General features: G+C 48.7%; 14 protein-coding genes. 13 read left to right on the top strand and 1 reads right to left on the bottom strand.

What is annotated here, in order from left to right:
* Window positions 1-152 precede the first annotated feature (152 nt).
* The 13 genes from A3K86_RS10995 to A3K86_RS10930 all read left to right on the top strand — a co-directional run bounded on the left by A3K86_RS10995 (window position 153) and on the right by A3K86_RS10930 (window position 21,374).
* The gene (locus tag A3K86_RS10995) at window positions 153-1,238 is read left to right on the top strand and encodes an AI-2E family transporter (RefSeq protein WP_084406577.1); all 1,086 of its coding nucleotides are present in this window, start codon (window positions 153-155) and stop codon (window positions 1,236-1,238) included.
* Between the two features lie 99 nt (window positions 1,239-1,337).
* A complete protein-coding gene (rsmC, locus tag A3K86_RS10990) occupies window positions 1,338-2,357 on the top strand; it encodes a 16S rRNA (guanine(1207)-N(2))-methyltransferase RsmC (protein ID WP_068330946.1) in 1,020 nt (339 codons plus the stop codon).
* Window positions 2,358-2,710: 353 nt separating this feature from the next.
* Window positions 2,711-6,100: a response regulator gene (locus A3K86_RS10985; protein ID WP_068330945.1), complete on the top strand. Its 3,390-nt coding sequence runs from the start codon at window positions 2,711-2,713 to the stop codon at window positions 6,098-6,100.
* Between the two features lie 885 nt (window positions 6,101-6,985).
* Complete coding sequence (locus A3K86_RS10975) at window positions 6,986-8,665, top strand: ABC transporter substrate-binding protein (protein ID WP_068330943.1); 1,680 nt, start codon at window positions 6,986-6,988, stop codon at window positions 8,663-8,665.
* A 139-nt stretch (window positions 8,666-8,804) separates the two neighbouring features.
* Window positions 8,805-9,791, top strand: coding sequence for an ABC transporter permease (locus A3K86_RS10970; protein ID WP_068330942.1), 987 nt, complete (start codon window positions 8,805-8,807; stop codon window positions 9,789-9,791).
* A gap of 2 nt (window positions 9,792-9,793) precedes the next feature.
* Window positions 9,794-10,822, top strand: coding sequence for an ABC transporter permease (locus A3K86_RS10965; protein WP_068330941.1), 1,029 nt, complete (start codon window positions 9,794-9,796; stop codon window positions 10,820-10,822).
* Window positions 10,822-11,793 (top strand): ABC transporter ATP-binding protein, encoded by a 972-nt coding sequence (locus A3K86_RS10960; protein ID WP_068330940.1) that lies wholly within the window; start codon window positions 10,822-10,824, stop codon window positions 11,791-11,793. The genes A3K86_RS10965 and A3K86_RS10960 overlap by 1 nt, the downstream gene beginning before the upstream one ends.
* 26 nt (window positions 11,794-11,819) lie before the next feature.
* Window positions 11,820-12,815: an ABC transporter ATP-binding protein gene (locus tag A3K86_RS10955; protein WP_068330939.1), complete on the top strand. Its 996-nt coding sequence runs from the start codon at window positions 11,820-11,822 to the stop codon at window positions 12,813-12,815.
* Window positions 12,816-12,912: 97 nt separating this feature from the next.
* Entirely contained in the window at window positions 12,913-14,649 is a 1,737-nt protein-coding gene (locus tag A3K86_RS10950; protein ID WP_068330938.1) for a glycoside hydrolase family 9 protein, read from the top strand.
* A gap of 4 nt (window positions 14,650-14,653) precedes the next feature.
* Window positions 14,654-15,544, top strand: a complete 891-nt coding sequence (locus tag A3K86_RS10945; RefSeq protein ID WP_415860034.1) for a glucosamine kinase nucleotide-binding domain-containing protein — start codon at window positions 14,654-14,656, stop codon at window positions 15,542-15,544.
* Window positions 15,541-17,466 carry a beta-N-acetylhexosaminidase gene (locus A3K86_RS10940; protein WP_068330936.1) on the top strand — a complete coding sequence of 642 codons (1,926 nt, stop codon included), beginning with the start codon at window positions 15,541-15,543 and terminating at the stop codon, window positions 17,464-17,466. The genes A3K86_RS10945 and A3K86_RS10940 overlap by 4 nt, the downstream gene beginning before the upstream one ends.
* Window positions 17,467-17,499: 33 nt before the next feature.
* On the top strand, window positions 17,500-19,905 hold the full coding sequence (locus tag A3K86_RS10935; protein ID WP_068330935.1) for a GH36-type glycosyl hydrolase domain-containing protein: 2,406 nt from the start codon (window positions 17,500-17,502) through the stop codon (window positions 19,903-19,905).
* A gap of 56 nt (window positions 19,906-19,961) precedes the next feature.
* On the top strand, window positions 19,962-21,374 hold the full coding sequence (locus A3K86_RS10930) for a phosphoglucomutase/phosphomannomutase family protein (protein ID WP_068330934.1): 1,413 nt from the start codon (window positions 19,962-19,964) through the stop codon (window positions 21,372-21,374).
* A 220-nt stretch (window positions 21,375-21,594) separates the two neighbouring features.
* Here the strand turns inward: A3K86_RS10930 and A3K86_RS10925 are convergent, their stop codons facing one another.
* The gene (locus A3K86_RS10925; protein WP_068330933.1) at window positions 21,595-21,900 is read right to left on the bottom strand and encodes an MliC family protein; all 306 of its coding nucleotides are present in this window, start codon (window positions 21,898-21,900) and stop codon (window positions 21,595-21,597) included.
* Between the last annotated feature and the right edge of the window lie 730 nt (window positions 21,901-22,630).

The raw sequence follows: 22,630 nt of genomic DNA, 5'->3' as shown, positions 1-22,630 counted from the left end.
ACAATAAATGTCTGACGCATCAACTATACGCCTTGCATTATCACCGAGACAAGAATGATGTTTTTTATTATTTTTTCGCTATTGCATAGCCACCGTTTGATGCGATGATAAGCGTCAACTCTGTACAGTATTTCGACTATAAGGACACCCGCGTGCCAAAACCATTCAAAGCCGAACCCCGACACTGGATGTTGATGATCGCATTAGCCATTGCCGCTTATGCGAGTTATCGCCTCATCGAGCCTTATCTCGGGCCTATTGTCATGGGCTTTATTATTTCGCTGCTGTACTACCCGCTTCACGCCAAAATTGAAGCACGCATGCCAAACCGCCCCAACAGCGCGGCAATTTTGTCCTGTACCTTGCTAACCTTCATCATAGTGATCCCACTACTAGTGGTATTTGCTTCCATCATTCAGCAAGGTACTAGCTTTTCTAAAGACAGCTATGTCTGGTTAACCAATGGCGGCGCTGAGCAGATGCTCAACCACCCGTATGCCCAAACCGCTTTTGGCCTAATCGATAAATACTCGCCATTTGATAGTGTGGATGCTCAGGTGGTGATCCAGAAAATTGCCGCTGCCGCATCCAAATTCGGGACTCAACTATTAAACATGAGTGCCAAACTGTTAGGCGATGCCACTAATTTCTTGGTCAGCTTCTTGCTGATGCTGTTTGTGTTGTTCTTCCTGTTGCGTGATCACGAGAAAATGGTCGCCACTTTGCGGATGATCATCCCTCTTTCGCGTAGCCAAGAAGACACGCTTCTTAACGAAGTAGAGCAAGTTGCCAAATCTGCAGTACTGGGCGCCTTCTTAACCGCAATTGTCCAAGGTATTGTCGGTGGTTTTGCAATGTGGCTTGCCGGCTTCCCTGCGCTGTTCTGGGGTTCAATGATGGCATTTGCCTCCTTCATTCCTGTGGTCGGCACCGCATTGATCTGGCTACCAGCATCGATTTACCTATTACTGATCAACCAATGGGAATGGGCACTCTTCCTTGCGGCATGGGGTGTGATTGTCGTGGGCTCGATTGATAACGTGTTACGACCGTTATTGATGCAAGGTAACTCCAGCATGAATACCTTGCTGATTTTCTTCTCGATCTTAGGGGGTCTGCACCTGTTCGGCTTGATCGGGATGATTTACGGCCCGATCATCTTTGCCGTTACCGCCGTGCTCTTTCATATGTACGAAGTGGAGTTCAAAGACTTCCTTGAACAGCAAGACCGAAGCTAGCCTATCTTGCCGCCACCGCTCTGGTGGCGGCTTTGCTTTCTTTAACGCCCATTTTGTGGAACAATTCGCGCCCTTCGTGATGTTTAATTGAGGCCCAATATGTCTTATTCCGCTGCCAGCCAAGTCGTTGCTCGCCAACTGGAGTTTTTTGATAACCGTAAAGTTCTCGTTGCCGGTGAACTCAGTGATGACTACCCAGCAGCTTTAGTGAACATCGCGCAATCAGTGGCTGTTTTCACCACCAATTACGGCTACCACCGTCAAATGAACCGCCACCAAAAAGTACAAAGCTACTTTGGTGCCGAGCTAACTGACGATCTCGATATCGACATGATCCTGTTGTACTGGCCAAAAGCTAAAGCCGAAGCTGACTTCCTGCTTTCTATGCTGCTGGCAAAATTTGGTACAGACACAGAAGTGTGTATCGTGGGTGAAAACCGCAGTGGCGTGCGTAGCGCAGAAAAAATGTTCCGCGATTACGGCCCACTGACCAAATACGACTCAGCCCGTCGTTGTAGTTTTTACTGGGGTCGCTGCGACCAACCAGCGAAACCATTCAACTTAGCCGATTGGTTCCGTAACTACCCGCTCACTGTCGCAGGTACTGAAATCACCATCCGCTCACTACCTGGCGTATTTAGCCACGGTGAATTCGATAAAGGTTCAGAGCTACTGCTCGATAACCTACCGTCACTGTCGGGTAAGGTACTCGACTTTGGGTGTGGTGCAGGCGTGATTGGCGCGGTAATGAAAGCCAACAATCCAAGCATCGATTTGGAGCTGTGTGATATCAGCGCATTGGCGATTGCATCGGCACAAGAGACCTTCCGCATCAATAACTTGAGTGCAAAATTCACCGCAACCGATGTGTACGCCGAGCTACCGGGTAGCTATAACTACCTGATCAGTAACCCACCATTCCACGCTGGGTTAAAAACCTTCTACGCAGCAACGGAAGATTTTATTGCTCAAGCACCTCAGCACCTAGAAAGCGATGGTGAGTTGATCATTGTAGCCAACAGCTTCCTCCAGTACCCGCCGCTGATTGAAGCGAGCCTTGGCGAGTGCCGTACCACTGCGCGTACTAATAAATTTAACATTTACGCCGCGAAAAAATAGCACTGAACAGGCTAGTTTCGGCTAGCCTGCTCCCTCAATTCCGTCATTTCTTACGGCTTACCTCCGTTAAGACCGTCAATTTTGTGTTTTAACACACGCTTCCTACGCCACTTGCTTGATCCTGCAAAAAAACTCAGTATAACAACTCTGTAATGCGCGCTTGCAGGGATATTGAGCTGTCACGCATTGCCTTTCTATTACGCAGAAAACGTCAAAACATTACTCAGATACGTATGTGCTAAGCAGTTGTATCAATGCGCATTTTCTTGCTGACTGACCCGATTAACGCCCAGTCTGTTAAATGTGCTTATTGCTCATAATCAGCCAAAACGTATCTCGTTACAGGTTAATCAATGAAGAACTCCACCCAATTTAAGCGTCTGCAAAATACGTTAATGATCGCTTTCTTGGTGCTCAGCATTACACCATTAACGCTGTCGGCACTGTTTTTCATGAACTCTCATACCAAGGATTTGGTTGAGCAAAGCACGACTCACCTTGCCTCGTTACTTGATAACAAGAAGAAACAACTGACTAACTTTTTTGAGGCTAAAGAATCAGAAGCACAAAGCTTTGCCCGTTCAGAGCTTGCCAATGCCAGTGGTGGGCGCTTCTATGGCTTAGTGGGTGCATTTCACCAACTCGGTGAGCTGCCAAGCAAACTCGACGATAATAATCGCAGCCAATACTTCACCCAAACCCTGACCGAAAAAGGCAAAGTCAGCAATGCGAACAACACCAACTACATTGGTCACGAACGCTACCGCTTGATGCACAAACGCTACCATTGGGCATTCGAAGAATACTTAAAACGCTCCGATTTTAGCGACATCATGCTGGTCGATATCAAAGGCAACGTGGTTTACTCAGTCAATCACCCAGAGCGATTTGGCATCGGCTTGAACGACGTTCGTTTTGAAGGCTCAGCCCTTAGCCGTACCTTTCAAGCCATTCGTACTCAAAGCCGCAATATTGAAGCACAGCCAGAGCAAGTACCTATCGCCTTTACTGATTTCACGGCCCCTTCGAGCAAAAGCGACTCACTCACAGCTTGGTTTGCCGCGCCAGTGATCCAGCAAGGCTATCTGCATAGCTATGTGTTCTTTGAGCTCACGAACGACAAAATCAGCGATCTACTGGCTGACTCCACGCCAACCAGCAACGTAGTGCAAACCCTGCTTGTCGGCAGTGACCACCAGCAGCGGATCGTCACTACCCTCGATAGCCATGACGCCCTCAATAGTGAAAGCATCAGCCAAGCACTCGAAGGCAATACTGGTGTCGGTAGCTTCCTTAACTTCAGCCAAAAACCGGTACTCAGCGCTTTTTCACCGATCGACGTTCTTGGTAATACCTGGGCGTTGGTAGTTGAACTGCCTGAAGAAGATGCTTTTGCTCGCATTCGTCAACTTGAGAAGATCTTCTTAGTTGCGATGATCACCGCCATCGTGCTGGTTATCATTGCCTCGCACCTACTCTCTAACTCGATCACCGCGCCGTTACTACGTTTAACATGGGCTGCTGAGCGAGTATCCGCAGGCGATCTCGACCAAAAAATCGAAGGCACCGAGCGCAGTGATGAGATTGGGCGTCTCGCCACCAGCTTTGCCCGCATGCAGCGCTCCATTCGCGAAAAGATTGGCTTGATCCGCGAACAAAACACCGAGCTTGAGCAAAGCCTGCAAGTGATCCAAAAGCAAAACGAAGAATTACAAGTTACCGATAAACTCAAAGATGAATTCCTTGCCACCACTTCGCACGAGCTACGTACGCCACTGCATGGCATGGTCGGTATTGCCGAATCATTACTGGCTGGCGCCAATGGACCGCTGCAAGCCTCACAACGTCGCCAACTGGAAATGCTGATCAACAGTGGTCAGCGTTTAACGAACTTGGTGGACGATCTGCTCGATTACCACAAGATGCGCTATGGCGATCTCGATATCACCAAACAAGCCGTCGATCTGTCTTCAGCAACCCACTTGGTGCTTGAGTTATCGCGCCACCTTGTTGGTGATAAGCCCATTCGCATCATCAATCAAATCCCAGCTGATCTACCGCCAGTATTGGCCGATGAGCAGCGCCTAGAGCAAGTACTGTATAACCTGATCGGCAATGCAATTAAGTACACCTCTGAAGGGAAAATCGTGCTCTCAGCTACCGTGCTTGAGAACCAATTGCGCGTTCAGGTGGTCGATACAGGCCAAGGGATCCCACCAGAGCAACTTGAGCATATTTTTGAGCCCTTGATCCAAGCCAATACAGGCTCAGCGCACTATCGCCAAGGCGCGGGATTAGGGCTTTCAATCAGCCGCCAGCTTATCGAGTTAATGGGCGGGCGTTTGTACGTCAGTAGCCAACCTATGGTTGGGGCAACCTTTAGCTTTACTCTCAATTTGGCAAGCAAAGAAGACATTGCCGATAGCCAACTAGAACAAAGTCGCCATTTCCAAGCGCCGTCGGTGAGCATGGCAAGCTGTAAAGATGAATCACTGCCAACCAACCCAGACGGAGAGCTACTGTTAGTGGTTGACGATGAGCCTGTTAACCTGCAAGTGCTCAACAACTTCTTACGCCTCGAAGGGTATCGCGTGCTAACCGCCGAAAGTGGTCCTCAAGCCCTGTCATTGATGGAACAGCATCAACCAGCGTTGATCTTGTTAGACATTATGATGCCTGAAATGAGCGGCTATGAGGTATGCCAACAACTTCGCCAGCAGTATGATTTGCGCGAGTTACCTATCATCATGCTATCAGCACTCGGGCAAGTTCAAGACCGTGTCAAAGGCTTTGAGTGTGGTGCCAACGACTATCTGGCTAAACCGTTTAACAAAGAAGAGTTAATCGCACGGATTGGCGCCCATATTCAAGCAGGTAAGACCGAACAAGCACGCCAACACAATGTTGCCTTGCAGCAAGAAATCAGTCGCCGCGAACAGGTCGAAGAAGGGTTACTGGAAACCCAAACCCGCTTACTGGGGCTACTTGAGTCCACCAGCGAAGCGATCATCTGTGTCCAGAATCAAGGTCGGATCCGCTACGCTAACGCCGCTGCTGGCAAGCTATTCAAGCGCGCACCAGAGCAACTCGAACGCCACACCATCGATGATGTTTTGCTGACGCACCTACCAGACGATATCAGTGCGAGTCACCATTTTAATGGTCAACTGACCTTCCGCATTGGCGATGAGCTGAAAGCCCTTGATACCGATGTCATTAACTTACCAGAAGAGTCAGGGCTCAAACGGATGTTCATCTTCGATCAACTCGGCCCATCAGCACAGCACCGTATCACCGAGTTAGAAAATGCCATTGATGTGCTCTCTGGCTTTGCTTTTGATGGCGATAAAAACAACCTCCAGCAACTACGCGAACTGGGCGGTGAATTTACTCGCCTTGCCGACAAGCTTGGTAATACCAGCAAAGATAAAGGCAATATCGTGCGCGAGTTGTTGGTTGATGTGATGAAAACCACCTTAACGACATGGGAAGAAACCAGCCAGAAGACCAAGTTCGATTTAGCAGAAGAAAGCGGTTTATGGCGCGTGTACCTCGACCGCAGTACGCTACAAACTCGTACTCTGGATAAGTACCTGCATGTGGAAACTCTGCCAAAGACACCGCGCTGGCGAACCGTGCTCAGTACCATTAACTTTGTGATCGACCGCTGTGGCGAGCATCCGCACCAGCAACAAAACTTAATCGATATGCGCGACCGCCTCCAGCATCTCATCACCCAGTAAGGCCGCTATCGCGTACATTGCAAGTTTTCCAGCACCTTATCTAGCCCGCACCTGATGCGGGCTTTTTAGTGGCCATCACTGCCTCTCGTCCGTCTTTGGGTACTCAGGTACTTGGTTACTTCGATACTTGGCTACTTGTCCCTTTGCCCCTGTTATCCAACCTTTTTTACGCCTCCTTTCAGCCCCAAAAAAAACACGCCAAGCGCAGTTCTTCCTCTTAAGACAAAACCAATGGCTAATGAAAAAGGTACCAATACCAAGCCTCACAGCCTGAAAAGCCACTTTCTTCACTCATGCTAATAGCGAATTTTTTGCGCCTAAGATGATTAATTCAACCGTTTAAAAAAGGCATTCATCACGCCAATACTAAGCAAAAATCCGTCATCTGTTATGGGCGAAAAAACCAACATTTCAGGTATTCAAGCACCAACTGCGAAATATATTGTGGTTTATGAGAAGCGAATCACAACAAATTCTGACAATAAATTTTCCGAAAGGAATTAACTCAATAAAGGCTATTGAGTTACATCACATAAACATTCAAAGCCAGCCTAAAAGCTCATTAATAGAGGGATAAAAAGTTAGCAGTCACTTACATTCAACATGTAACAACCTAGAGCAAACGTGATGTACGACACAGTTCATAAAAGCGGGGAAAGTGCCCCATAAACGGAAAATAACGTTTTTAACGTGGCTTTGACGGGTTTTAACGTTTTTGACGAGAGTGCTGATTGACGATTTCCTCAATCAAGCGTTTCCTTAGTATCACTGAGAGCCTACACGGCCATTTGAATGAACCAAGATTGGTTGATTCATAGTGGGTTCAATGTATTCCAATGGGAACATATTTCCATAAGTGAAACTAAGCACAAGTAAGGAACAGCTATGCTTGCCAATATTAAGAAAACCAAGTTAGCACTCGCGGTCGTTGCCGCAGCTACTACAGTCTTTACGGCACCGATTGCCTCAGCGGCTGAACGTAGTGAACTAACTATGGTACCTAAGTTCTACCCTACATTTGTTCGTAACTTTAACCCTTACCTACAAACCCAACTAGATACCTCACAAGATTTCATCTACGAGCCATTAGTGGTATTTAATGAGCTGAAAGGTAACCAACCTGTCATGCGTTTGGCGAAAGACTACTACATGTCTGACGACCTAATGAAAGTGACATTTGAAATCCGTGATGGTGTGAAATGGTCTGACGGTAAGCCATTTACTGCGCAAGACGTTGCCTTCACTTTCGATATGCTTAAGAAGCACCCAGAGCTTGACCGCACTGGTATCAACCAACGTTTACAAGCAGTTAAAGCATCAGGCGATAAAGTAACCTTTGAGCTAACGGAAGCGAACTCAAACGTACCTTACCTGATCTCTAAAGTATCGGTTGTTGCGAAACACATCTGGAGTAAAGTTAAAGATCCAACACGCTTTACCAATGAAAACCCAGTGGGTACTGGTCCTTTCACTGAAATCGAAACCTTTACGCCACAGCTATACACCCAATGTCGTAACCCTAACTACTGGGACAACGGCAATCTAGAAGTTGACTGTCTACGCCTACCTCAAGTAGCAGGTAACGACCAATTCCTAGGTCAGGTACTAAGCGGCAAGTTCGACTGGACTTACTCTTTCATTCCTGATGTAGACAGCACTTACGCGGCAGCAAGTCCAAACAACAAATACTGGTACCCAGCAGGCGGTACGCAGGCATTCATGTTCAACTACAAGTCGCCTAACGCAGGTAACAACGAAGCGATCAACAACATCGACTTCCGCCATGCGTTCTCTATGGCTATCGACCGTGAAACTATCATCGATATCGCGTTCTACGGTGGCGGTGTCGTGAATGACTACGCATCAGGTCTTGGTCAAGCATTTGAGTCTTGGTCTGATGAAAAAGTACATAACAAGTACAAGCCATTCATGACTTACAACGTTGAAAAAGCGAAAGCACTACTGAAAAAAGCGGGCTTTAAAGACCGCAACGGTGACGGCTTCGTTGAAACGCCATCAGGTAAGAAACTTGAGCTTGTTATTCAATCACCTAACGGTTGGACTGACTTCAACAACACAGTTCAGCTAAGTGTGGAAATGCTAGAAGAAGTGGGTATCAAAGCGAAAGCAAGTACGCCTGACTTCTCGGTATACAACCAAGCAATGCTAGATGCGACTTACGATGTAGCTTACACCAACTACTTCCACGGTGCGGATCCTTACACTTACTGGGATAGCGGCTACCACTCTCGCTTCCAAGCCAATGAAGGTATGCCTCGTTTCGCTCTTCACTACTGGAGCAGTGCGGAACTAGACAAGCTACTTGACGGTTTCTACAAAACTGCAGACCGCGACGAGCAAATGAAGATGGCGCATAAGATCCAAGACATTATCGCTAAGAACCAAGTAACGGTTCCTGTTATGTCTGGTGCGTACACTTCTCAATACAACACCGCACGCTTCAGTGGCTGGTGGAATGAGAAGAATCCGAAAGGTCGTCCAATGCCTATCACTAATACGCAAGAACGTCTGCTACAAGTACTTGATCTAAAACCTAAAGCCTAATTTAGGTACTAACTTGCGGTGTGCACCTTGCACACCGCCTCTTCCCCCTCTCTATTGATTTTATGGCGCTTTGCGTCAGGGGGATTTCTGTCCTGAATCTAGCACAGGGATTAAATGCTAGATGATTAAGGTGTGAGTTATGGGATTCTTTTTACGACGGTTATCTTTTTATCTGATAGCGCTTTTATTCGCGATAACACTGAACTTCATTCTGCCTCGTGCGATGCCGGGTGACCCAGTGACCATGATGTTTGCCAATGCCTCAGTGCAAGTAACGCCTGAGCGTATTGCTGCCATGAAGGAGCTATTGGGCTTTGTTGATGGACCTATCTACCAACAATACTTTATTTACCTCAAAGGGATTTTGTCTTGGGATCTAGGGATCTCAATCCAAACCTTCCCACAAACAGTTAATGATGTAATGGCTGGTGCCGTTGGCTGGTCATTATTCCTAGCGGGCACCGCGGTTATCTTGGCTTTCTGTCTAGGTTCTATCCTAGGTATTTATGCGGCTTGGAAACGCGGCAGTAAATACGATGCCTTTATCTCTCCAGGGATGATGGTTGTCCAAGCCGTACCACCAGTGGTTGTTGCCATGTTGGTACTGTACACCTTCGCTATTGGTACACGCTGGTTCCCATCTACTTACGCCTACACCGCAGGCACCATTCCTGATTGGACAAGCTTTGCCTTCTTGAAAGACGTAGCGTACCACGCCGTACTGCCTCTGTTCTGTGCCACCATCATTCAGGTCGGCGGCTTCTTGATCAACATGCGTAACAACATGATCAACTTGCTCAACGAAGACTACATCACCATGGCTAAAGGTAAGGGTCTGAGCGAGCGTCGAGTGGTGTTCAACTACGCGGCTCGTAACGCCATGCTGCCAAGTGTGACGGCATTATCCATGGCATTGGGTATGGCTATCGGTGGTCAGCTTATCATCGAGATGATCTTCAACTACCCAGGTCTAGGTACCGTGCTACTTAACGCAATCAAAGCGCGTGACTACCAAGTTCTTCAAGGTCAGCTACTTATCATGACCATGTTCATGCTGTTCTTTAACTTTATGGCCGACATCCTCATCGTGGCACTCGACCCACGCCTACGTAAGGGAGGCAAATAATCATGAAAGGTTTAATTAAGCTCTTATCAAGTAACACCAAGGCGCTAATTGGTTTAGTCATCATCACCGTCTTTATTCTGGGCGCTATTTTTGCACCCGTGATCACCCAGCATTCACCAAGTAAGAAAACGGGCAATCCTCACGAATACCCAGCATTCGTAGTTAAAGCCGCGCAAAGCAGCCCTGATGGCTGGGTGGCAACCAACCTAGCCGACAGCAAACGTACTCTACGTATGTCGAAAAAGGCAGAGCACGTTCTAGGCACCACGCGTATGGGCCGTGATGTGTGGTCACAAGTAGTGTACGGCGCACGTACCTCGCTGGCGGTTGGTTTTGGCGCTGGTTTAATGGTGTGTTTCCTAGCTACCGTGATTGGTGTGTCAGCCGGTTACTTTGGTGGTCGTGTCGATGACATCCTATCCGCCGCCATGAACATCATGCTGGTAATCCCACAGTTACCGCTGTTGTTCGTTATTGCCGCCTTCATTGGTGAAGCAGGGCCAGTCACCATCGCCATTGTTATCGGTATAACCTCCTGGGCATGGGGTGCAAGGGTTGTCCGAGCACAAACCCTGTCCATCCGTGAAAAAGAGTTTATCAAAGCCGCAGAGGTGCTAGGTGAATCACCAATTCGCATCATCTTCGTTGAAATTCTGCCTAACCTGATTTCGATTGTCGGCGCGAGCTTCATCGGCTCTGTGATGCTAGCCATCATGACTGAAGCAACCCTATCGTTCTTAGGTCTTGGTGACCCGAACACCATCAGCTGGGGCATCATGCTCTACAACGTACAAACCTCATCATCCATGTTAGTGGGTGCGTGGTGGGAGCTATTAGTGCCATGTCTTGCCCTGACGTTCATCGCGGTAGGTCTTGCGCTATTGAACTTCGCGGTTGATGAAATTGCGAACCCACAACTTCGTTCACACAAAGGTATGCGTCGCTGGAAAAACCTTGCCAATAAGCAAAAAGAACAAGCGCCTGCAATGACTGAAGCTCCACAGCCTGCGCTGCAAGGAGGAGAGAAATAATGACCAATCCACAAATTTCCATCCGTAATCTTTGCGTAGATTACATTACCGACGCGGGCGATGTCCGCGCGGTAAACAACGTCAGCTTTGATATTGGTAAAGGTGAAATCTTTGGCCTAGCAGGCGAATCTGGGTGTGGTAAATCCACCGTCGCCTTCTCGCTAATGCGCTTACATAAGCCACCCGCATTCATCACTGGCGGTGAAGTGATTTTCGATGGTCGTGGCGATATTTTGAAATTCAGCGAGGCGGAAATGACCGCCTTCCGCTGGAGCGAAATTTCGATGGTATTCCAGAGCGCAATGAACGCGCTCAACCCAGTACTGACGATGGAAGAGCAATTCTGTGACGTGATCATGCGTCACACCAACTTAAGCCGCCAAGACGCAATCCGTCGAGCACAAGGTTTGTTGGAAATTGTTGATATTCACCCTGATCGTCTGCGCGATTACCCGCACCAATTTTCGGGCGGTATGCGTCAGCGCTTGGTGATCGCGATTGCCCTCGCCTTGAATCCGAAAATGATCATCATGGACGAACCAACCACCGCACTAGACGTGGTCGTACAGCGCGAGATCCTCCAAAAGATCTACGCCCTCAAAGAAGAGTTTGGTTTCTCTATTTTGTTCATCACTCACGACTTGTCGTTGATGGTCGAGTTCTCTGATCGCATCGGCATCATGTACTCGGGTGAACTGGTCGAAGTGGCGCCATCAAAACAAATCCTAGAACAGCCTTTCCATCCCTACACTGAAGGCTTAGGCAGTTCATTCCCACCGTTAACCGGACCAAAAACTCGCTTAACGGGGATCCCTGGCAACCCACTAAACCTATTGGAAGTACCACAAGGTTGCCGTTTCCAAGCGCGCTGTAACAAGGTACACAGCGCTTGCTCTAGCATCCCTACCCAGCTACGCCAGCTAGAGCCAAACCGTTTTTCAAACTGCCACTTATTCAATAAAAGCAGTTAATAACAAGAATTAAGTAAGGAAACATGATGAGCAAGCCAACGGGATCACCAATCATTGAGGGGAAAAATCTAGTCAAAGATTTTCCCGTCAATAGTAACTCTTTGAAAAAATCGATGATGCGCGCCATCAACGATGTCTCGTTCAAAATGTACAAAAGCCGTGGTTTATCTGTTGTCGGTGAATCTGGCTCAGGTAAATCAACCACTGCCAAAATGATTGCCAAGATGTATGCCCCAACAGCGGGTCACATTGAGTACTACGGCAAAGACATTGCCGACATTAATAAGCACCACCAGCTAATGGAATACCGTCAAGGCGTACAAATGGTATGGCAAGACCCATTCGGGTCACTAAACCCTACCCATACTATTTTTCACCACATTGCCCGCCCACTGCTGATCCACAACAAGGTTAGCGGCAGCAATAAAAAAGAGCTGGAAGAGCGTGTTTACGCTCTACTTGAACAGGTAGGTCTTATTCCACCGAAAGAGACCGCCGAAAAATACCCACACCAGTTATCGGGCGGTCAACGTCAGCGCGTTAACTTAGCGCGCAACATTGCAGTCGGTGCTGAAGTGGTACTGGCCGACGAGCCAACCTCGATGCTGGATGTATCTATCCGTGCCGGGGTGTTAAACCTGATGGAAGAGATGAAGTTCGAGCGTGAAATGGCGCTGCTCTACATCACCCACGATATCGCAACAGCGCGCTACATTGCGGAAGACTTGGCCGTAATGTACGTCGGCCACATGGTGGAATGGGGTGATACCGAAGAAATCATTCACGATCCACAGCACCCCTACACCCAACTGCTGGTGTCTGCGGTGCCCGATCCGAGCAAGTCGATCCACGAAAAACTCAAAGGTAACAAAGGTGAAATTCCACTATGGACACCTGAAAGTTTGGGCTGCCCATTCGCGGGGCGCTGTACCCACGCCAGCGATAAATGTCGCGAGCAGTTACCGGCAGTCACCCAGTTGTCTGACAACCACTTTGTGCGTTGTTACTTATACGAAAGCTGATCACTAACCAACAACCTAGACCCAAGACTTGGGTCTAGGGACTCAAACCATTATCGACGTACTGGTTGTCCGCTGTACCGACAACCAAGGAGGAACCATGCAGCTGTTAATCAATCATCTTGGCTACGAGCGCATTGGCGTAAAACACGCCCTTATTCAGACCCAAACTGAATGCCCACACCACCATGCGCAGCTTATTCGCAGCTCTGATGGCGAAGCAATCCTACAGCTGCCCATTGAGCACTGCGGCTCAGTCGATCAATGGCACACCGGAGAACTCTACCGCGTCGACTTTAGCGACTACCAAGAGGACGGTGACTACTGCTTAAAAGTCGGTGAATACACCTCGAAGCCATTCCAAATCGGTCAAGGCTTACTGATGTACCGTACTTTTAGCGATGTATTACATTACTTCAAATCCCAGCGTTGTAGCGGGCAATACGACCACGCCGATCGCACTGCGCCGCTACTCGATAGCGAAGATACCGTGGATGTTCACGGCGGTTGGTACGACGCCTCTGGCGATGTCAGCAAATACTTTAGCCACCTTTCTTACGCTAACTTCTTCAACCCACAACAGATCCCTATGGTGGTCTGGAACATGGCGCATGCGTACAGCCAACTGGAAGATGAGTCTCAAGTTGCCGATTTCACTCGAGTTCGCTTATTAGAAGAAGCCACCTTCGGCGCCGATTTCCTATTACGGATGCAAGCGCCACAAGGGTTCTTCTACATGACGGTGTTTGATAAGTGGAGTAAGAAAACCAACCAACGCGACATTTGCGCTTACTACTCGCAAGACGGCCACAAAACTGCCGATTATCAAGCCGGATTCCGTCAAGGCGGCGGGATGGCGATTGCGGCACTGGCAGCAACCGCACAATTAAGCCAGTTACACTCAGTCGCTCGGGTTTCGCCCCAATCGCCTGTCTCTAGTCTCGATTACCTTGCTGCCGCTTGCAAAGGCTACTGGCACCTTAAAGAGCACAACACCCAGTACCTTGATGACGGCGAAGAGAACATCATTGATGAATACTGCGCTCTAATGGCGTGTGTTGAGCTATTCAAAGCCAGCGAACAAACCGTCTTTCTTGATGAGGCGCGCCAATGGGCGCAACGTCTAATGCGTCGTCAACACTCGGATCAACAGCAACAGCACTTTTGGTCGGCGAACTTAGACGGCAGTCGCCCGTATTTTCATGCCGCGGAAGCCGGACTGCCAGCCATCGCCTTGATGCGCTATCTCAGCATCGAAAGTGATAATACCCTTTACCTACAAGCCGCAACCGTACTGCAAAACGCCTTACAGTTTGAGCTGGATATCACCCAAGAAGTCACCAACCCGTTTGGCTACCCACGCCAATACACCAAAGCGGTTGATGGTGAAAAACAAAGCGCCTTTTTTGTTCCTCACCACAATGAAACTGGCTACTGGTGGCAAGGTGAAAATGCCCGTATCGCATCACTTGCCAGCATGGCTTTCATGGCTCAAACCTATGCTAACGATCCCGTGCTAGAGCATGCGCTGAAAGACTATGGTCACCAAGCGCTGAACTGGATTGTTGGTCTTAACCCATTCGACATGTCGATGCTCGACGGCCATGGCAGTAACAACCCAGATTACCTGCCACACCTTGGTTTCTTCAATGCCAAAGGGGGGATCTGCAACGGCATTACTGCTGGCTTTGAAAATGAACGTGATATCGCGTTCAACCCCGAGCCACACAAAGACGACATGCTACAAAATTGGCGCTGGGGGGAACAATGGCTCCCACATGGCGCTTGGTACTTACTCGCGATCACATTGCAATACAAGGAGCGTCACCATGCCTAATTCCATTCGTTATCTCGTCGGTGTAGACGGTGGGGGCACCTCTTGTCGCGCTCGGATCTGCGATCTAAATGGCAACTTCCTTGGTGAAGCCAAAACTGGCAGCGCCAATATCTTGCTCGGTGCCGAAGTGGCGCTCACATCCATCAATGACGCCATCGCCACCGCAGCTCGCCAAGCAGGGCTTAGCGAGCAGGATTACCCAGCCATGTCGGTCGGGTTAGCCCTTGCTGGCGGTGAACAAAAAAGTGCGTGGTACGCATTCATGCAACAAGCCATGCCGTATGGTGCGGTAACCCTTAACACCGATGCTTACGGGGCTTGTTTAGGCGCATGGGGTGGACAAGACGGCGCTATCTTGATTGCGGGTACAGGCTCGTGCGGCATTTTGATCCACCAAGGCGAACAGCATGTGGTCGGTGGTCGAGAGTTTCCAATTTCGGATCAGGGGGGCGGTGCTGTCATGGGGCTACGGCTGATCCAGCAAGTATTACTGCGCGCTGACGGTATTGGTGAGAAGACCCCACTTACCGAGCTCGTATTGACACATTTCGATCATGACATCGACGCCATCGTTGAATGGTCGAAAACAGCACGCCCGTGTGATTACGGCCAGTTCTCACCGCAGATCTTCGCCCATGCCAACCAAGGTGATGAACTCGGGGTGGCAATGTTAAAACAAACCGCCGCTGATATCGAAATGTGGATGCAGGCGCTGATCCAACGTGGCACCGATAAAATTTGCTTGATGGGCAGTATCGCTGAACGTATTCACCCATGGCTAACCCCACCCATGCAGCAACGCATAGCTAATCCACAAGGGGATGCGATGGACGGTGCCATTGCCATGGCGAAAGGCAACCATAATCTCTATCCACTTGAAGAGGTGGCATTATGAGTTTTCGCCTCGATATGACAGTGATCGCCAAAACTGAAACCGCATTTCGTTTTGCCCTCACTTTGCACAACTTAACCGAACAAGCGCTATTTGATTGGCAACTTCATTTTGCCAACAGCCGTAAGATCAATGCCGCCTCCTTTACTCATGGTAGCTTGCAACAAGACGGCAGCTATTGTGTTTTTACCCCAACTAATAATCCGCCTTTGGCGCCAAACTCTTGTTTCTACACCGAGTTTGAAATCAACACTGATGGCTTTGCCTACCATGATGACGGTATCAACGATGCTTTCCTCTCAACGACCACTACCGGAGAGAAAATCACGCCGATCCCAGTCAAAGTGACCACGGTGGATCTCGGCTTATCGCATACCGAGCGCTATACCACGCCATTAGCTGCGCCTAAAGCGATCAACTTGATCCCGCAGCCAGCTCAGCTCATCGCGCTTGATGGTATTTTCTCGCTCTCTGCCGATTGTGTGATCGCCCAAGCCGCCCCAGAAGCTGCGGGTGCGATCCGCTGGTTACAAGCCGAGCTCGAACAGCAGTGCGATATTCAATTACCTTTGCAACGCACCGGACATATTCATTATCAGCTCAATTCGCAATTAGCCGCCAGTAGCTATCACCTGTTGGTTGAGCAACAAGAGATCTGGCTTCAAGCGAGTGATGCAGCAGGCTTTGTCCATGCGACAGCCAGTCTATTGCAACTTCTACCACTCACCGCCGAACCACAAGGGCACTATGCGATCCCTATGGTCGATATCAACGATCACCCTCACCACGGTTATCGTGGCATGATGATCGATTGTGCTCGACATTTTCACCCGCTTAGCCGCCTGAAAACCTTTATCGATCACCTTGCCCGATACAAGTTCAACACTTTCCACTGGCATTTAACCGACGATGAAGGCTGGCGCATTGAGATTGACGCTTATCCAGAGCTTACTGAGATCGGTGCGTGGCGTGGTCCTAACGAAGCGTTGCAACCGCAATATTCTCATTTGAGTGAGCGCTACGGCGGCTACTACAGCAAAGCCGAGATCAAAGAGTTAATCGCTTATGCGGCCGATCGTGGGATCACCATCATCCCTGAAATCGACATGCCGGGGCATTGTCGTGCGGCACTTAAGTCCTTACCTAGATTGCTGCAAGACCCTGACGATCAATCGCAATACAGCGGTGCCCAACACTACACCGACAATATTTTATCACCAGCACTAACAGGGACTTACCAATTCATCACCAATGTGCTGACTGAGGTGGCTGCACTGTTCCCTGCCCCTTATGTCCACATTGGTGGTGATGAAGTTCCTGACGGCGCTTGGACGGAAAGCCCTGCTTGCCAAGCCTTCATGGCTAAACATGGCTACCGCGAGCCAATGGAATTGCAAAGCCATATCTTGCGCTTTGCCAACGAAGTGTTGCGCGCTAAAGGCAAGCGCATGATGGGCTGGGAAGAGGTGATCAAAGGCGGCGGTGTCGATAGCCAAACCGTGATTTATTCGTGGTTGAGCGAACAAGCTGGGCTCCAATCTGCCCAAGCTGGCTTTGATGTCATCATGCAACCCGCACAATTTACCTATTTCGACTTGGTACAAGGTTACTCGCCCGAAGAGATGGGTGTCGATTGGGCTGGAAAATTACCACTAGATAAAGTTTACAGCTATCGCCCTTTGGCTGAGCTCGACCCACAAGATCCTGTCCATCAACATTTATTGGGGATCCAAGGAGCATTGTGGTGCGAGCGTGTCGACACTCAGCAGCGATTCGATCACATGATTTACCCTCGGCTACTCGCTCTGGCGGAGGTCTGCTGGAGCCAACCTCAATTACGACAATGGGACGACTTTAGTGCGCGTCTTCACGGTCAACTTCATTATTTAGATCAGGCGGGTGTTCAGTACCGCCGCTGTGATTAACACAGCATTGAACAGGAAAAAGGATTGTTACCCATGAAATACGGCTACTTTGATAATGACAACCGCGAATATGTCATCACTCGCCCTGATGTCCCAGCACCTTGGACCAACTACCTAGGTACCGAGAAATTCTGTACTGTCATTTCACAAAATGCAGGCGGTTACTCGTTCTACAACTCGCCTGAATATAACCGCGTGACCAAGTTCCGCCCAAACGCGACCTTTGACCGTCCGGGGCACTATGTTTACCTACGCGATGATGCAACGGGAGATTACTGGTCAATCTCATGGCAACCTGTCGCCAAAAGCTTAGACGAAGCTAACTACGAAGTGCGTCATGGCTTGTCTTACTCTAAATTCAAATGTGAATACAGTGACATCACAGCCACGAAAACGTTGTTCGTGCCAAAAGGCGAAGATGCCGAAATCTGGGATGTGGTGATCAAAAATACTTCCAACAAACCGCGCACCATTAGTGCCTTCTCGTTTGTTGAATTCTCTTTCAGCCACATTCAGTCAGATAACCAAAACCACCAGATGTCGTTGTACTCAGCAGGCACCGAGTACAAAGAAGGGGTCATTGAATACGACCTGTACTACAACACCAACGACTTCGAAGGTTTCTACTACCTCGCATCAACGTTTGCCCCAGATTCATACGACGGTCAACGTGACAGTTTCCTTGGTCTCTACCGTGATGAATCAAACCCGCTTGCAGTTGAACAAGGCACTTGCTTCAACACCGCACAAACCTGTTATAACCACTGTGGCTCACTGCACAAACAATTCACCATCCAACCGGGTGAAGAAGTACGTTTTGCTTACATTCTAGGTATTGGTAAAGGCAACGGTGAACGTCTGCGTACTAAATACCAAGACCTAGCTGAAATCGACAACGCTTTTGCTGATATCAAAGCACACTGGGATGAGCGCTGTGACAAATTCCAAGTAAAATCACCAAACCAAGGTTTGGATACCATGATCAACGCATGGACCCTATACCAAGCTGAGACTTGTGTGGTGTGGTCGCGTTTCGCTTCCTTTATTGAAGTCGGTGGCCGTACCGGTTTGGGTTACCGCGATACCGCCCAAGATGCGATTTCAGTCCCTCACGCCAACCCAACCATGACCCGCAAACGCATTGTTGATTTGCTACGCGGTCAGGTAAAAGCGGGCTACGGTCTCCACCTCTTTGATCCGGATTGGTTCGATCCAGAGAAAGCGGATGTTGCCCCATCAAAATCACCAACAGTGGTACCAACACCGTCGGATGACGACAAGATCCACGGCATCGAAGATACTTGCTCTGACGACCATTTATGGCTAGTACCGACCATTTGTAAATACGTAATGGAAACGGGCGAGCATAGCTTCTTCAATGAAGTGATCCCGTATGCTGATGGCGGTGACGCGACTGTGTACGAACACATGAAGGCTGCACTCGACTTCTCGGCCGAGTACGTGGGTCAAACCGGGATCTGTAAAGGACTTCGTGCCGACTGGAACGACTGCCTCAACCTTGGCGGTGGTGAGTCTTCAATGGTGTCATTCCTGCACTTCTGGGCACTACAAGAGTTTATCGATTTAGCCAAATTCCTTGGCAAGCAACAAGATGTTGAGAAGTACACCATCATGGCAGCCAATGTGCGCGAAGCCTGTGAAACCCACCTGTGGGATGACGAAGGCGGCTGGTACATCCGTGGTTTGACCAAAAACGGTGACAAGATCGGTACCGCGCAGCAAAAAGAAGGGCGTGTCCACCTTGAGTCCAACACCCTTGCCGTATTGTCTGGCGCAGTATCTCAAGAGCGTGGCGAGCAAGCCATGGATGCGGTGGATGAAAACCTATTCTCTGAATTTGGTTTACACCTCAACTCACCATCATTTGCAACGCCAAACGATGATATCGGCTTTGTTACTCGCGTTTACCAAGGCGTAAAAGAAAACGGCGCTATCTTCTCGCATCCGAACCCTTGGGCGTGGGTTGCTGAAGCCAAGCTAGGTCGCGGTGACCGTGCGATGAAGTTCTATGATGCACTTAACCCGTACAACCAAAACGACATGATTGAAACGCGTATTGCAGAACCTTACTCGTACGTACAGTTCATCATGGGACGTGACCATCAAAATCATGGTCGAGCTAACCACCCTTGGCTAACGGGTACTTCTGGTTGGGCTTACTTTGCAGTCACCAACTTTATCTTAGGTGTTCGTACTGGCTTTGATGGCCTTACCATCGACCCATGTATTCCAACCGACTGGCCTGGGTTTGAAGTCACACGTCAGTGGCTGGGAGCGACTTATCACATCACAGTTGAAAACCCTGAAGGTGTAAGCAAAGGGATCAAGTCCATCACCCTTAACGGTGAAGTCATTGACGATACAGTCCCTGTCCAACCTGAAGGCAGCACCAACACTGTCACTGTAGTCATGGGTTAAACAGTTTGGGGCGCCCTTTGCGCCCCATCTATCTACGAGAGAAATAGGAGTTCCACATGATCCAATTTGGAACAGGGGGATGGCGCGCATTGATCGGTGAAGAGTTCACCAAAGACAATGTTCGCTTGGTTGCTCAGGCCCTTGCTAACATTATGCTCGCTGAAAACGTTCAGCAAAACGGCTTTGTGATCGGTTACGACCGCCGATTCTTATCTGACAAAGCGGCTGCTTGGTTTGCAGAAGTGCTAGCTGGCAATGGTATCCCTGTAAGCTTCATCAACAAGTACGTTCCGACCCCAATCGTGATGTTTAAATCTAAAGCGATTGGTGCCACCTACTCTGCTTGTATCACCGCATCTCACAACCCTGCTGATTACAACGGGATCAAAGTCTTCATTGAAGGGGGCCGTGATGCCGATGAAGTGATCACAGGCAAAATTGAGCATCAGATTGCCCAGATCAGCGCTCAAGATGTAAAAGCAGTCGACTTTGAACAAGCACAAAATGATGGCGTGATCACCGTGATCAACCCAATGAACGAGTTCGTCGATTCAATCATTAACTTTATCGATATTGATGCCATTAAACGTGCCAACCTTCGCGTTGTCATTGACCCTATGTTCGGCGTTGCCAAAAATGCCTTACAAACCGTCTTAATTTCAGGGCGCTGTGATGTCGATGTGATCAACGACGGACAAAACCCCGCCTTTGGCGGCTTGATGCCATCTCCTAACGCAGCCACTTTATATCGCCTAAAACACATTGTGGCGCATGAAGGTTACGACATTGGTATCGGCACCGATGGCGACGCAGACCGCCTTGGGATCATTGATGAAAAAGGTAACTTCATCCACCCGAATGAAGTCTTACTGCTGCTCTACTACTACCTGCTGGAATACAAAGGCTGGAAAGGCTCTGTGGTGCGCAATATCGCCACTACCCATTTACTCGATAAAGTTGCACAAGCGCACAATGAGAAATGCTTTGAAGTACCTGTCGGCTTCAAGCACATCAGTTCACAAATGGAAGCTGATGATGCCTTACTGGGCGGCGAAAGCTCAGGCGGTCTCACTATTCGCGGTCACATCAAAGGGAAAGACGGGGTATTCGCCTCTAGCCTCTTGGTAGAAATGATCAGTGTTACAGGTAAGAAGCTGTCTGAAATGCTAGATGAAATTTACGACAAGTACGGGTACGCCTATACCGCAGAAGGTGATTGCACCTTTAAACCTGCGGATAAAGAACGTCTCTACAACAAGATTTATGTTGAACGCCCGCTCCCTGAATTTGCCGAAGAAGTAGAAAAAGTCAGCTATGCCGATGGCGCTAAAGTTTACTTCAAAAATGGCGGCTGGGCACTGGCACGTTTCTCAGGCACCGAGCCATTACTGCGGATCTTTGTTGAAATGGAAAGCAAGGAGAAAGCAGAAGCAATCTTGGAACAAATGCGTGAATTCCTTCACGTATGATTCCCCCAAACCGCATGCCGCAGACCAGTTGCGGTATGCGTAATACCAATTCATGTTGGTATAACCTAGTAATAGGTGAATGTTGAGTCCTTCGGTAACACTAAATTAGTGTTACTTTATCGCTCCCTACTGGATTCAGGTCATTAGCGAACCGGGCAGTGATTAAAACTGCCCTTTTTTATATCTATCGCCTTATTTATTCTACCGCGAACGAAAACTTTTACTCCCCAGCCCGGCAACCATTTAAGCGGTAGTCATCCCATTCCAACATTGCTTCATCACCTTTGGTAAAAAGCATAGTTTGTTCGCTCGCATCTCGATATTGCGCGCCTGAAGCAGAGCGCGTATGACGTAAGGTTCGTACATCATTTAGGTAATATACCACCGCTGACTCAGCGTCTGGGTAACGAGCGGTAAAAAACTGTCCTTTAGGACAAGTGTAATTTATTTCGACCGGAAAGGCTGATTGCTCCACGCTACACCCCGCAACCATAACGATACCAAGCGCATACATCAGTCGACGCATAACATTCCCTCCCACTCCGCTTTATCATTAATGTTCGTTTACGCACAGAGCTGTGATTAACTATTACCAGTTTAGGCTAACGCATTAACATCTAAAAAAATAAAAAACCTCAGTTGTGGTGAACACACAACTGAGGTTTTAAAATTTGCGACAAAATTGTTATTAAGCTTGTAGCTTTTTCTTCTTGTAAAGACCGTATGCAAAAAGTGCAGGACCAACAACAATCATTCCCATACCAACACACGCTAGAGCGGTCATTACCAACATCTCGAACTCAGACATAATTACCTCGTTAACTTTACTTTCGTTGATTGACACTCTTTTTTAGGAGCGTTCATTTGTTTATTTTTCAACAAGACAATAACAAAACACACAACCAAAACATACAGTTAACAATGAACAGCCAGATCACAAAAGTGAACAGATGAGGTCTATTTATTAATAGATGATAAATGGGTTAGTAGTAGGCGTAAAAAGCCCTGCTATTGCTAGCAGGGCTTTCGAAGAAGTGGCGGAGCAGACGGGACTTTATATAAATAAACTGCCACACCGACAACCAGCGCGCCCCCGGCGTGGCAGGCCGCAGCTTTCAAGGTAAAAAAGCTAACCCACTGAGCGGCCGCTTCCAATCCGTGATTAACCAAAATACAAACGTAAAAAAGCCCGAGTCTTTCGACTCGGGCTTAGTATAAGTGGCGGAGCGGACGGGACTCGAACCCGCGACCCCCGG

It is taken from the genome of Photobacterium jeanii, from assembly GCF_001650345.1.
Classification (GTDB): Bacteria; Pseudomonadota; Gammaproteobacteria; order Enterobacterales; family Vibrionaceae; genus Photobacterium; species Photobacterium jeanii.
The sequence above is the reverse complement of the archived record's forward strand: the minus strand, read 5'-3'. Positions and strand labels throughout refer to the sequence as shown.

Coding starts and splice junctions, on each gene's coding strand:
- rsmC (WP_068330946.1), top strand. CDS start 1,338: ATGTCTTATTCCGCTGCCAGCCAAGTCGTTGCTCGCCAACTGGAGTTT.
- A3K86_RS10985 (WP_068330945.1), top strand. CDS start 2,711: ATGAAGAACTCCACCCAATTTAAGCGTCTGCAAAATACGTTAATGATC.
- A3K86_RS10975 (WP_068330943.1), top strand. CDS start 6,986: ATGCTTGCCAATATTAAGAAAACCAAGTTAGCACTCGCGGTCGTTGCC.
- A3K86_RS10970 (WP_068330942.1), top strand. CDS start 8,805: ATGGGATTCTTTTTACGACGGTTATCTTTTTATCTGATAGCGCTTTTA.
- A3K86_RS10965 (WP_068330941.1), top strand. CDS start 9,794: ATGAAAGGTTTAATTAAGCTCTTATCAAGTAACACCAAGGCGCTAATT.
- A3K86_RS10960 (WP_068330940.1), top strand. CDS start 10,822: ATGACCAATCCACAAATTTCCATCCGTAATCTTTGCGTAGATTACATT.
- A3K86_RS10955 (WP_068330939.1), top strand. CDS start 11,820: ATGAGCAAGCCAACGGGATCACCAATCATTGAGGGGAAAAATCTAGTC.
- A3K86_RS10950 (WP_068330938.1), top strand. CDS start 12,913: ATGCAGCTGTTAATCAATCATCTTGGCTACGAGCGCATTGGCGTAAAA.
- A3K86_RS10940 (WP_068330936.1), top strand. CDS start 15,541: ATGAGTTTTCGCCTCGATATGACAGTGATCGCCAAAACTGAAACCGCA.
- A3K86_RS10935 (WP_068330935.1), top strand. CDS start 17,500: ATGAAATACGGCTACTTTGATAATGACAACCGCGAATATGTCATCACT.
- A3K86_RS10930 (WP_068330934.1), top strand. CDS start 19,962: ATGATCCAATTTGGAACAGGGGGATGGCGCGCATTGATCGGTGAAGAG.
- A3K86_RS10925 (WP_068330933.1), bottom strand. CDS start 21,900: ATGCGTCGACTGATGTATGCGCTTGGTATCGTTATGGTTGCGGGGTGT.